This is a genomic window from Pseudanabaena cinerea FACHB-1277 (assembly GCF_014696345.1).
GTDB lineage: Bacteria > Cyanobacteriota > Cyanobacteriia > Pseudanabaenales > Pseudanabaenaceae > Pseudanabaena > Pseudanabaena cinerea.
The window spans coordinates 1-12,323 of record NZ_JACJPY010000105.1 but is presented as its reverse complement, the minus strand read 5'-3'; the positions used below and the strand labels follow the sequence as shown (position 1 = coordinate 12,323).

The following is a 12,323-nucleotide window of genomic DNA, read 5'->3' as shown; positions in this document are numbered from 1 at the left end:
AGCTTTAAGCTTGCTCAAGATAGCTGAACTTAATGGTCATTGGAATCATCTTTGCTTCCCTTCTCAACCTGTTTAGCCATCAACGAATTATTTACAGCAAGTTTTTCTTTGTAATTGTTTTGAAAGACTGTTTAAATCCGTTACTCCAAACAACTTGCATCATCATCCCCCAGTAAATCAGCAATCAAATCATCCACACTTCCTTTTTTTGCCGTTCCATTTTCAAATGATTTCATCACCTCTTCAGAATTAGCCAAAATTTCCTGCCGCCGACTCTCAATTCGCCGCTTACGGATTAGCTCAAACAAATAATCCTGATCTTCTATTGACAAACCCTCAATAGAATCAATGATTTGCTGAAAGACCATCATAAGACTTCCTTAACTATTACAAAATTTCTTAACAACTATCTTCGGTATATTTCTAATTCTAACTTATTAACATTAAACGATTCTAGACGATCGCTTTTTTGGTGAGTCAGGTGATTGGGCGAGCGCGTTTTTTGAGTGTGAATGGGCGATCGTGTTTTGGTGTGGGTGGTTGGGTGATCGCGTTTTTGTGGAGGGGGGCGATCTCGTTTTATATGGTTAGGCGATCACGTTTAGGTTAGTGAGTGGGCGATCTCGTTTTGTTGGGTGAGTGGGCGATCGCGGTTTTATTGTGGGTGGGTGGGTGAGCAAACGCAAATTGATTCTTGAAAAAATGATCAAGCAGCTAACATTGCAGCAACAGATTCCTTAGACATAAAGCGGCGAAAGTCTAGAATCTCAACTAAAACTAGTTTGTCGTCTGGTGAATAATGCAAAATTACTTGACCATCCTCTTCTGCATAGGCGATCGCATCATTAGAGATTTCAATTAAGAGCGCATCAACATCTTTGCTATAGCTAATCTTTTTCATATCTAGATCTCCTACCAGGATAAAGGGGGATGATTAAAATGAACGAGCCAAAGTCCCGATAAACAACTCTAAGTACTAAATTTTCGTCTAATCGCCTTTGAGCTATTAGTTTATCTTCTTCTCCAATTTCTAACTTATCTGGCGATCGCACTGTATCGAAAACAAAATTTAGATCTATGCTCACGCCCCGACTTGCTAAAACATCTATTTTTAATCGAGCGTGTTCGCTAAACCGAATTTCTTTCATAAACTATTGATAGCATGATTTTATTTTAACCTCATTAGTTATGCGTTTGCCGCTTACTTATTAACAGGTTTATAAGTATGGCGATCGCATTGTACTTTTTTGTGGATGATTGGGCAATCGCGTTTTTTGTGGGTGATTGAAGTTGAAGACTTCGGGATGTTTTCGTGCGCTCAAGGGCGCTAATGCTTTTGCTCGTATTCGTGGTTATATTTCTACTCTCAGACAGCAAGGGCTTCATATTCTTGACTCTCTCGGCTCTCTTTTTCGTGACAATTCTCTTTTTTGTTTAGTTCTCTCCTTTTGTTGTGGTTAGTTACTATTTTTTCAGTAAAACAAGGGCAGAACGTGGGTAAAAATGTGGCGTAAGATAACCCATGCTTATTATTCATTCTCTAACAAATGTCAAGCATTACCCAAATGGGGTGGAGCAACAGGGCGTGTGATTCTAGCTTTATGGCTTTCGCGTTGACTTTGTGATTCGATCGCGATCGCCTCAAAAGCAACATCAATACTGCTCAGAGGGATAGAAATATTGGTGCGAGTTTCAATCATCACTGAATCTGGAATTAGCTTAAAGTCCAATAGCCAACGTGGTCCATCAATGATCGTGCGGGTTTGTAAATCTTTGATCCAGAACTTTACAAAAAATTTAGGGGCGATCGCTGGCGATATTGCCATCGCTGGCAATGACAGCCGCACAATCGCAGTCATGGGTGTACCCGAAATGATTTCGCCTTCAGCAACAATAATCTCAGGGATCGGAATTGGTTCCTGCTCTGGATAGGCTGGGGCTGGGTGTTCTTGAAGATTGCGAATGGTTTGGGCTGTTTCTGCTAAGGTTGCACTAGCACCAGTCATTCCAGCAATAGGAAAGGTATTAGGATCAACAGTCTCTTCCCACACATATTCATTAAGAATTGTGTCTGAGTTGGTGGTCACTAAGCGATCAAACTCGGCATCTAGCTCTAAGTCTAGGGCAGCAAGGCTACTGGACTCCGCAATTGTGCGTGGATCGGTCGGATGGTCAAGGTCTATTGATAAAGCTGCGAGATTCTCCGAACCATCCTCCGCAACAAAGGGAACCGTCAGATTCTCCGATAGAGGATCGCTAGGAGGAAATGTATCGAGTATTAACTCTTCATGGCGTTGGCTTTCCTTTTGGGCGGCGATCGCTTCTGCCGATAGATTTTGTAACTTATTTAAAAAACGATTACTGCGATCGCGTGGGTTAGAGCGCCTAATGGGTGGCAAATTACTAATTAAATCTGGTTCTGTACGCTGTTTCTCTATGATTTCGTCATAGTTTTGCGGCAAATCTTCTTCAAAACTATAGAACAATTCTGGCTCTTCCAATTGTCTATTTACTTGTTTAGAAGTTGCAGAACCTATGGGATCACTCGCTGATTCTTCGGCAAAATTGATCTGAGCAAACTCTGCCTCTAGCTTTTCGAGGGCATCGATTTCTGTTGGGAGTTGCACCTCACGGGATGAATTGATCTCAGGCTGGGAAAGTGGCGATAATGGCGGCAGTGATAGGGGAAGATCTAGGCTTAGTGGCTCAGGGTTGGGGGCAACCTTGGCTTTGTTAGAGGGCAATGGTGGTAGGCTTAATGTGGGTTTTGGTGGCTTTGGTGGCTTTGGTGGCTCGATTATTGGGGTTGGTTCGATTACTGGAGCTTTTGCCACTGATATCTCTTGCTCACGGGCAGCCTTGAGCATATTCGGCAATACTCTTGATGCAGGGTAGGATACAGCGATCGCCTGTTGTCCGATCCATAATTCTTGATGCTGCTGAAAGTCTTTATGCGGATAGATTTGCACTTCACCGATTAATACCTGTATTTGCTCTGGTGGTGGTACATCTACTTCATAACTAAAAGCGATCGCGCCATCGGTGATTGTGCCAGTGATTGTGTCAGTATTAGCGAGCGCATAACGGCGCTTAACGACAACCTCAAGGGTTTGTGGATCTTTGAGAACAATTTCTATATCGCCCCTTGTGTAAGCTAGACCTGTCAATGTAAACCGATTTTCATCGCTGACTAGATATTGGGGCTGATGCAACTGGATTAAGATGCGCGGTTGATTGAAAGATGACCGACCTTGTGGGGCGATGGGCGCTTCAATTGGCTCTTTTTCATCTAGCGTGGACTCTGCCGCTAGGTCAGGAGCATTCTCTGTCTCATCCTCATCCTCTTCAAATAGAGAGAACTCATCAAACATAGATTGTACCAATTCTGTGGAACGCTGCTCGGCAATTGCTAGAATTGGTGAACTATGCTCTGGCTGTGGGAATTCATTTTGTGTCAGCCCTAAAATATTATCGTAATTATTTTCAGATTCTAAGACCAGATCACTGTTAGCGGTTGTTTCGTCTCCCGCTTCATAATCTGGTTCATAATATTGCCAGTCGCTGCCTGACTCAAAAGATATAGGAATAACATCAAACTTTACAGCCCTAACAGCTTGCTCATTACCAACAGCACATTCAACTTCCCAAAAACCTGCCACTAAGTTTGTATAAGGCATGACGATCAATAAACCATCATTGCTAACGCGCTTTGCAATTTTTTGTTGAAAAGGCTCGTGGCGGGCTTCGGCGAGGGGGCGATAGGCGATCGCAACATTCACAGGCATATTCGCCTGGGTTGAACGGGCTGCGAGTCGATACTGCCCCTCTAAAATCTCCACAGTTGGAGACTCTAAAGGCAACCAGGACTTGTCACCTTTGCGTTGCAACAAAAACTCCCAGTTTTCCATAGCGGCGATCGCAGACGTAAGTGTGCTTTTGGTAGGTGTGCGGTAGGCAAATAGTAACGTATCTGGTCTTGTATAGCAACAAAAGGTGATCATTCTCAAAAAATAAAAGCGTTGCAAAGTAACGCTTTTATTTTTTGTTTTTCTACAGGCGCTAAGTTCTAGATAGATAGCCCTAGCTTTAGCCCTAGGAACGCATGGGTAATCAGCAATACCACGATCGCACTGCCTAGATAGGCATGGACATTGCGGAGAGCAGGTTGATTGCCGCCAAACCCTGTTAGAGAGATTGCGCCATTAATCGCTAAGAGCGTCAGCACGACAGAACCAGTAATAAAGTGAGGGCTTTCGAGAAGCGGCTCTCCCTGCATTACCAAAGATAAAAGTCCACCTGTGTAGCCCGTTGCTAGGAATACGGTCATCAAGGGCGCAACTTTGCGATGGTCGGCTTTATTTTTGTTAGCAATTTCAGGCTCGGTGGCTGTGCGTCCGCGCCATCCTGAAATGGCAACAAATGATCCCATGGCAAAAATAACGATGCCCATAAAAAAGGGATGTCCCCAATGGGTAACTGACTCAGGGACATTGAGCGATTTAAATTGATCGGCGATCGGTTGCAGGGTTTCCGCGAGTTTATTGGCAAATTCTGTCATCGTTTTGTGGGCTGTGTTAAGAAACTATAAAAATCTTTAAAATTTATAAAGACTTTTCAGATTCTAACAATTTTTGTGTGTATGTGAGGCTATTGATGTTACTTGACAAACTCTATAGCGCATCCGCTCAAACCCATTAAAGATCTGCCAAGGTGGGATCGCCTTCCATATTATTTCTCATATAAGTCAACAATATCTGAACTATATCTTTAACTTTGAAGGGCTTGCTTAGGTAGTCATTCATGCCTGCCTCGAAACAAGCTTTGCGGTCTTCTGGTAAGACATTAGCAGTCATCGCCACAATCCAAGGTCGATATTTGCAATTGCGGCGAATTAGTTGGGTTGCAGTCAAGCCATCTATTTCGGGCATATGTACATCCATCAACACGAGATCGTAGTTTTCCTGCTCGACCATCCTGATTGCTTCTAAGCCATTGTGGGCGATGTCCGCTTGATATCCCAATTTTTCGAGGGTAAGACTAGCAATTTTTTGATTGAAAATGTTATCTTCTACCAACAAAATTCGCAAAGGAAATTTCGCCGCCATTTCAGCATCTATGGTGATTGCCATCTGTGGTTTCTGCGGTTGCAGAGTCGCTGAGCTGGTAAATAAATTGATGGCGAAGTAAAAAGTGGAGCCTTGGGAGGCTGAGGTTGGTAGCCAATTTAGCGGCGGATTGCCCCCAACATGACCCAAGCTTTCTACCCAAATTGTGCCTCCCATTAGTTCAACTAAGCGTTTCGTAATGGCTAAGCCTAATCCCGTACCGCCATATTTGCGACTGGTCGAAGCATCGACTTGGGTAAAGGCTTGAAAGAGTTCCGCTAGATATTTGCGCTGAATGCCTATGCCTGTATCGCGAACTTCAAAGATGAGTTGATATGGTTCAGTTTGCGTATTGACTGGCGATCGCCCTCTGACGGAGATCGCCACATGACCAATTTGCGTAAATTTAAGGGCATTACCAATCAGGTTGAGTAAGATTTGGTATAGTCGCGTGCGATCGCCGATAAATTTGCTAGGAAGATGGGGGGCGATCGCATAATCAAGTTGGATTTGCTTGTCTAGGGCTTGTTTTTCTAAAATCTTGCATACAGAGGACAAGATATCATCTAAAACAAATTCCTTGGCTTCTAAGGTCATCATTCCCGCTTCGATTTTAGAGAAATCAAGAATATCGTTAACGATCGCTAGCAAAGTATTCCCACTATCTTGAATAGTCTGGACGAGATTTTGCTGCTCTGCGGTCAAACCTGTGGCTGCAAGCAGTTCCGCTATACCCAATACCCCATTCATCGGTGTGCGAATCTCATGGCTCATGTTTGCCAAAAATTCGCTCTTTGCCTTGGTTGCCGCTTCAGCATCGAGTTTAGCCTTAGCCAGCTCTAACTCTGTTTGTTTGAGGTTGGTAATATCAACTAGCACGCCATGGCGGAAGATTTCGCCATTTTCGCGAACGATCGGGCAGGAGTTAACCCGTAACCACTTAATCTTGCCAGAAGGGGCGATGATCCGCCCTTCAAAGAAAAGCGGTTGCATAGTACTTAGACTATGTTGAACGGTATCTAGATAGTTTTGGCGATCGTCGGGGTGGATTAAGTCAAAAACAACCTCGGCGTTTTGATATGCTTCTGCGATTGATATTTCAAGGATTTTCTCAAATACGGGGCTGAGGTATTCAAAGCGATTTGCTCCATTGACGGTTTTGACTAGGGTATAAATCACGCAAGGAACGATATTTACCAATTCTTGAAAGCGAGCTTCGCTCTCGCGTAAGGCAATTTCAATTTGCTTTCGTACTGTAATATCTCTCGCAAATTGAATTACTCTATGCTCAGATATGGGAGAGATATTGGCATCAACCCAAACTTCTCGACCATGAATGTCAAAACTATATTCACAACTGACGATTTTTTGGGTTGCTAAGGATTGTTTAATTGCATTGACAATAATCTGTGCTGTTGGCGGGGGTAGCTCTTCGTAAATCGATTGCTTTATTATTTCTTCGGGATTACCTCGCAAATTTGTTGTTTGGGTAGGAACGACTTTCAAACAATTTCCTTCTGCATTACGGACTAATACCACATCACTCATGGCGGCAAATAGAGCTTTCTGCTCGTTATAAGCTTCTCTCAGTTTGGCTCTACTTTCCTGCAATGCTAGTTCGTCAAGTTTGCGATCGGTAATCTCATTAATATATCCATGCCAGAGAATACTGCCATCGACTTGACGTTGGGGAGTTGCTCGACCTTGAACCCAAATGATCCGTTGCTCATCAAACTGCACTCGATATTCACATTGCCATACTGTGAGATTTTGGGAAGATTCAGCGATTGTTTTGACCACAAGCTCGACATCTTCTGGATATAGTCGAGCAAAGACCACAGAAGCATCTTCACATACATCCTCAGGGGATACATTATAAATATCGCGGATACCTTGACTGGCATAGGGGAAATGGGAACTGCCATCAGGTCTGAGATGATATTGGTAAATTACGCCAGGGACATGGCGAGAAATTTGTTCTAAACAATTCTCTGAAATCACACGATCGGTGATATCGCGGACAATTACGAGGGCTTCATTTTCATTAATCGCTGCAACTCGGACTTCCTCATAGGCAAGGTTGCCGAATTTAAGCAGTTGATGCTCGTATATCTGCAATTGATTGGTGGTGATCGCCTGTGCGATGGCTTGGAGTTGGCGTTGCAACAATTCGGGCGGCAAAACCTCTGATAGATGTTGTCGTATAGGCACAAACTGATTTTCTTTAGCAATAGAAGAAGCCATAAAATCCAGACATAGACCATCGCGGCTGACTCGTAATAGTAAGTCTGGCATAGCTCTAAGGATTGCCCTTTGACGGGTCTCACTTTGGTGTAAAGCTAATTCACAGTTTGGGCGATCGCCCCTGTCTCCATCAGTATCAAAAAATTTGGCATTCCCTAGGGCAATTCCTAATTGAGTGGTGATATTGCGAAGGAGGCTAATTTCTAAGGGTTGCCACTGGCGCGGGCGATCGCATTGATGAATGATCAGCAAACCAAATAGATGGGGTTGCGAACCAACCAAGATGGGCATAATGAGACTTGCTCTCACTTGCATCTTTGCTAAGAGTTCTGCATAACAGGGCTGCATTTGCTGTATATGCGTATCCTCAATTGCATGACAGCGACCTTCCTGATAGAGTTGGGCATATTTGCGAGGAAAACAAGGATCGCCAATCAATTCCCCTAAAATGGCTCTCCACCCTTCGCCCACCGACTCAGCCATCACCACGCCATCGCCATCGGGCAGAAACTGATATATTAATGTGCGATCGCCACTTAATAGCTCCCTTGCCTGCTGGACGGCGATACTTAACATATCGATCAAATTAGAGGCATTATTAATTTGTAAAGATAGGGATGTAATGCGCTCTAAAGCATCGGCAAAATGTTCTTCTAATCGTTGTTCTATATCTCGCTCCGAAGTATTGGTTGATGACATGGTAATAAATTAGTTTGCTTAGGATCTGTACAATTTACAATTTCGTCAAGCAGATGATAATTTGGGGCTAGATAGCTTTAGGAGATTGCGAAGGCTGATGAAGCCAATTTGGTGAAGCAGTTTTCGATAACAGTATATAAACCCATTATTATAGCCTTGAAGGCTATGATTTTGCATTTTATTTATCTCTTGCGCTTTATATTACTATATGGTAATGTAATAAAAAGACTTTAGAAATTCTGAAATTTACTGCCATGCTATTTCGTCAACTATTCGATCAAGAGACAGGAACCTATACATACCTGATTGCTGACCCAGCGACAAAGGAAGCAGTTCTAGTCGATCCAGTTTTAGAGCAGGTGGAGCGCGATCTTAAACTTTTGCGGGAGTTGGGCTTGACCCTCATATTTTGTTTGGAAACCCATATTCACGCTGACCATATCACAGGTACGGGCAAATTACGCGAACTTACGGGCTGTGCAGGCATTGTTCCTGAAAATGCCCATGCAGCCTGTGCCAACCGCTATGTCAAACACGAAGAAGTTTTGCATGTGGGCGGGATTAAAATTGGGGCGATCGCCACCTCTGGACATACCGACAGCCATATGTCTTTTTTGGTTGATGGCACACATTTATTGACGGGTGATGCGTTGCTGATTCGCGGTTGCGGACGCACTGACTTCCAAAGTGGTGATGCGGGTACATTGTACGATCATGTCACCCAAAGGCTATTCACGCTGCCCGATGCAACCTTGGTTTATCCTGGGCATGACTATCGCGGTAATTTGGTATCCACCATAGGCGAAGAAAAGCAATGGAATCCCCGTTTTGTGGGACGTGATCGCGCTCAGTTTATCGAGTTTATGGGCAGTCTCAATTTGCCCGATCCTAAAAAAATCGCCGAAGCCGTACCCGCCAACGAGCGTTGCGGCAAGGTTGCCCTTACAGTTTAATGAATAAGGTTTAGATCCCCTCCAGCCCCCTTTACCAAAGGGGGGAGAATAAATTAAATTATCTTCTTCCCCCTTCACAAGGGGGATTGAGGGGGATCTCCGCCTGTTCCTCTTGCAATTATTTAATTCACAACTTCCTGAAACCTATGACAACTTCACAAAATCTCACCTCTGTATCCGAATCTCAAATCAAACTAATTGACGTTCAAGATCTCAAAAAGCTTATCGATCGCCAAGCTGTGGAACTAATTGATGTACGCGAAGCTGATGAGTTTGCCAGTGAGAGAATTGATGGCGCAGTTCTAGTTCCCTTATCGAATTTTGATCCTCAGCAAATTTCTCTCAATTCTGATAAACAGCTAGTTCTCTATTGCCGCTCTAGCAATCGCTCCGCACAGGCGGCGGCAAAATTGATTGATGCGGGCTTTGCAGAAGTGACGCACCTCAAAGGTGGGATCATGGCATGGCGATCGCAGGGGATGCCCATCAAGGCAAATAAGAATGCACCCATCAGCATTATGCGCCAAGTCCAAATCACGGCAGGTTCCCTTGTTTTCTTAGGCACAGTTTTAAGTGCGACGGTTTCCCCTTGGTTTATGCTCTTAACAGGATTTGTCGGCGCGGGGCTGATGTTTGCAGGAATCTCTAACACCTGTGCAATGGCGAATTTATTGTCAATGCTGCCCTACAACAAGCAAAGATAGATGATTAAGCAATTACAGCTATATATTCCTGCGCTCAATTGGTTAAGTAACTATCAATCTAAACATCTATTTGGCGATATTACCGCAGGGATTATTGTCACCAGTCTCTTGATTCCGCAGGGTATGGCTTATGCCCTGCTTGCAGGACTGCCGCCACAAATTGGACTCTATGCCAGTATTTTACCTGCAATTATCTATCCATTATTAGGTACAAGTCAGGTTTTGTCGGTTGGTCCCGTTGCCGTTGATTCTTTAATGGTGGCGGCGGCGATCGCCAAGCTTGCCCCTCAAGGCAGTTCCGAATATTTAGCCCTAGCGATCGCCCTCGCCTTTTTAGTGGGGATCATTGAGATTGGCATGGGCGTTTTGCGGATGGGGTTTTTAGTGAATTTCCTCAGCCGTTCCGTAATTTCAGGATTCATTAGTGGAGCCGCGATCATCATTGGCTTTAGTCAGGTCAGGCATTTACTGGGTTTAAAGATTCCTGCTACGGAGTCATTTATTGAACTTTTCACTTTAACTCTTGGCAAAATTACCGAAGTTAATTGGGTCGCGCTTAGTTTGGGATTAACTAGCATTGCGATGCTACTCTATTTCAATCAGCCCCTAGTCAAATTATTAAAGCGACAAGGCTGGAGCGAGCAGAAGATATTACCTATTTCCAAAAGCGCACCTTTGCTCGTTGTGATTTTAGGAACCTTGCTAGTCTCGATTTTCCGATGGGATCAAGTTGCGGGACTTAGGATTGTCGGTATGGTTCCATCGGGCTTACCGCCTTTAAGTATGCCAACATTTGATCTGCAAACTTGGCGATCGCTATTACCTGCGGCAACAGCGATCGCTTTAGTCGGCTATATAGAAGGCTTCTCAGGAGCGCAAGCCCTCGCGAGCAAGCGGCGGGAAAAGATTGATCCGAATCAGGAATTGATTGCTTTTGGTGCGGCGAATCTAAGCGCCGCTTTTACGGGTGGATATCCTGTGACAGGCGGAGTCAGTCGCTCGGTGGTGAATTTTGCCGCAGGGGCAAATACGGGCTTAGCTTCGATTATTACGGGAATACTAGTCGCAATCGCGGTGATGTTCTTTACATCTTGGTTCTATTTTTTACCGCAAACCTGTCTCGCCGCAACCATCATTACTGCCGTTTATAAATTGATTGATTTTTCCACCCTGAAACGGATGTGGAACTATGACAAAGCCGATGCGATCGCTTGGCTAGTCACCTTTAGCGCTGTCTTAGTTTTAGGTGTCGAAAAGGGAATTATTTTTGGTACGATCATCGCTTTGTCGCTGCACCTATGGCACACCAGCCGCCCCCACATTGCGATCGTCGGGCGCTTAGGCGAATCTGAACATTTCCGTAATGTCCTCCGTTACGAGGTCAAAACCAGTCCTCAAGTTTTAGCGATCCGTGTTGATGCCAGCCTCTACTTTGCCAATGCTAAGTACATGGAAAATTTTTTAAGCCGCGAAATTAGCGATCACCCTAATATCACTAGCATTGTGTTGGTATGCAGCGCCGTTAATCTCATTGATGCTAGTGCCTTAGAGATTATTGAAAGCCTGATCGCCGATTTAAAATTCATTGGCATTAACTTCTATTTCTCAGAAGTAAAAGGACCCGTAATGGATAAATTACTCAACATCGGTTTTGTCGATTATGTCGGACGCGATCGCTTTTTCTTGTCCACCGATATCGCCATGCGTGAGCTAGCAGGCATTTAGCGCGATCGCCACCTTGACGACAAGCGATCGCCCCACTAACGGATGTCGTGGTATTTGCCATCAGAGGCGAATGAACCTATCTGTAGGCGATCGCGCTGAAAAATTAACATTACAAAGCATTAATTGCAGTTTGCAGGCTGCATTTCTGGCTGTTGCAAGAAGCGATCGAGCGTAACAATAGGGATAACAATAGGGATATGTTGTGTAGCAAGGGTCATCGCAGTGCGCCCTCTAGGGAAAGGTTATAATCCTATAGATTCCTATAGATATTTTCGTGCAAATTAGCAAATGAGTACAGATATTTTATGAACTTACAATTCTCTGCTGAAATGGAAACAGGCACTGGCAAAACTTACACATTCCTACGTACCATTCACGAATTAACGGCTACTTTGCCAGCGATAAAATCGGTAAAGGGAAAGATAAAAAAGACATCAACCAAAGGCACATTAGATCATCATGAATTACGAGAATTAGAGAAAACGAAAATTAGTTGTGGTGAAAAGCACTTTGCTTTATTTGAGCCTTTAGGCGTGAAATATCAGTTAGTAGAGAAAACTAGCCATTTGTATTAGATCATCCTCAAGCCATATTTGTTCACACTACTTCCTATTAATCATCATGCAAAGAAAACACTTCAACACCGCAGGTCCCTGCAAACCCAACCTTCACTATATGCTCTCTTCTACAGAGCGCATCCCCCAGATTAAAAACCTGATCGCCCAAGAAAATTACTTCGTGATCCATGCACCGAGACAAGTCGGCAAAACCACCGCCATGCTCACCCTCGCGCAAGAACTAACCGCCAGTGGTGAATATACCGCCCTCATGGTGTCTGTTGAAGTCGGCTCCGCTTTCCCAGATCAACCCGAAATCGCGGAACAAGCCATCCT

The 12,323-nt window shown here is 44.2% G+C and carries 10 protein-coding genes and 1 pseudogene; 5 read left to right on the top strand and 6 right to left on the bottom strand.

The features are described 5' to 3' along the window. Positions 1-140: 140 nt before the first annotated feature. From H6F44_RS20305 to H6F44_RS20280, 6 genes are all read right to left on the bottom strand, one after another. Positions 141-371, bottom strand: coding sequence for a hypothetical protein (locus H6F44_RS20305; RefSeq protein WP_190352914.1), 231 nt, complete (start codon positions 369-371; stop codon positions 141-143). Positions 372-706: 335 nt separating this feature from the next. After that, positions 707-901 (bottom strand): DUF2283 domain-containing protein, encoded by a 195-nt coding sequence (locus H6F44_RS20300; protein WP_190352913.1) that lies wholly within the window; start codon positions 899-901, stop codon positions 707-709. After that, the gene (locus H6F44_RS20295; protein ID WP_190352912.1) at positions 888-1,148 is read right to left on the bottom strand and encodes a DUF4258 domain-containing protein; all 261 of its coding nucleotides are present in this window, start codon (positions 1,146-1,148) and stop codon (positions 888-890) included. Before H6F44_RS20295 ends, H6F44_RS20300 begins: the two co-directional genes overlap by 14 nt. Before the next feature lie 402 nt (positions 1,149-1,550). Further along, the gene (locus H6F44_RS20290; protein ID WP_190352911.1) at positions 1,551-4,025 is read right to left on the bottom strand and encodes a hypothetical protein; all 2,475 of its coding nucleotides are present in this window, start codon (positions 4,023-4,025) and stop codon (positions 1,551-1,553) included. A 41-nt stretch (positions 4,026-4,066) separates the two neighbouring features. Beyond that, on the bottom strand, positions 4,067-4,558 hold the full coding sequence (locus tag H6F44_RS20285; protein ID WP_190352910.1) for a DUF4079 domain-containing protein: 492 nt from the start codon (positions 4,556-4,558) through the stop codon (positions 4,067-4,069). Between the two features lie 136 nt (positions 4,559-4,694). Continuing rightward, on the bottom strand, positions 4,695-8,048 hold the full coding sequence (locus tag H6F44_RS20280; protein WP_190352909.1) for a PAS domain-containing protein: 3,354 nt from the start codon (positions 8,046-8,048) through the stop codon (positions 4,695-4,697). A 254-nt stretch (positions 8,049-8,302) separates the two neighbouring features. On the opposite strand from H6F44_RS20280, the gene H6F44_RS20275 reads away from it, so the two are divergent. The 5 genes and pseudogenes from H6F44_RS20275 to H6F44_RS20255 all read left to right on the top strand — a co-directional run. Next, positions 8,303-9,001 carry an MBL fold metallo-hydrolase gene (locus tag H6F44_RS20275; protein WP_190352908.1) on the top strand — a complete coding sequence of 233 codons (699 nt, stop codon included), beginning with the start codon at positions 8,303-8,305 and terminating at the stop codon, positions 8,999-9,001. A 146-nt stretch (positions 9,002-9,147) separates the two neighbouring features. Next, positions 9,148-9,705: a rhodanese-like domain-containing protein gene (locus H6F44_RS20270; protein WP_190352907.1), complete on the top strand. Its 558-nt coding sequence runs from the start codon at positions 9,148-9,150 to the stop codon at positions 9,703-9,705. After that, complete coding sequence (locus H6F44_RS20265; protein WP_190352906.1) at positions 9,706-11,430, top strand: SulP family inorganic anion transporter; 1,725 nt, start codon at positions 9,706-9,708, stop codon at positions 11,428-11,430. Positions 11,431-11,735: 305 nt separating this feature from the next. Further along, on the top strand, positions 11,736-12,005 hold the full coding sequence (locus H6F44_RS20260; RefSeq protein ID WP_190352905.1) for a restriction endonuclease: 270 nt from the start codon (positions 11,736-11,738) through the stop codon (positions 12,003-12,005). A gap of 46 nt (positions 12,006-12,051) precedes the next feature. Then, positions 12,052-12,323 (top strand): annotated as a pseudogene (locus tag H6F44_RS20255) (ATP-binding protein); the annotation flags it as partial.

Excerpts from the sequence above, each read along its gene's own strand:
- H6F44_RS20275 (WP_190352908.1), top strand. The coding sequence starts at position 8,303 with ATGCTATTTCGTCAACTATTCGATCAAGAGACAGGAACCTATACATAC.
- H6F44_RS20295 (WP_190352912.1), bottom strand. The coding sequence starts at position 1,148 with ATGAAAGAAATTCGGTTTAGCGAACACGCTCGATTAAAAATAGATGTT.
- H6F44_RS20265 (WP_190352906.1), top strand. The coding sequence starts at position 9,706 with ATGATTAAGCAATTACAGCTATATATTCCTGCGCTCAATTGGTTAAGT.
- H6F44_RS20285 (WP_190352910.1), bottom strand. The coding sequence starts at position 4,558 with ATGACAGAATTTGCCAATAAACTCGCGGAAACCCTGCAACCGATCGCC.
- H6F44_RS20270 (WP_190352907.1), top strand. The coding sequence starts at position 9,148 with ATGACAACTTCACAAAATCTCACCTCTGTATCCGAATCTCAAATCAAA.
- H6F44_RS20300 (WP_190352913.1), bottom strand. The coding sequence starts at position 901 with ATGAAAAAGATTAGCTATAGCAAAGATGTTGATGCGCTCTTAATTGAA.
- H6F44_RS20280 (WP_190352909.1), bottom strand. The coding sequence starts at position 8,048 with ATGTCATCAACCAATACTTCGGAGCGAGATATAGAACAACGATTAGAA.
- H6F44_RS20260 (WP_190352905.1), top strand. The coding sequence starts at position 11,736 with ATGAACTTACAATTCTCTGCTGAAATGGAAACAGGCACTGGCAAAACT.
- H6F44_RS20305 (WP_190352914.1), bottom strand. The coding sequence starts at position 371 with ATGATGGTCTTTCAGCAAATCATTGATTCTATTGAGGGTTTGTCAATA.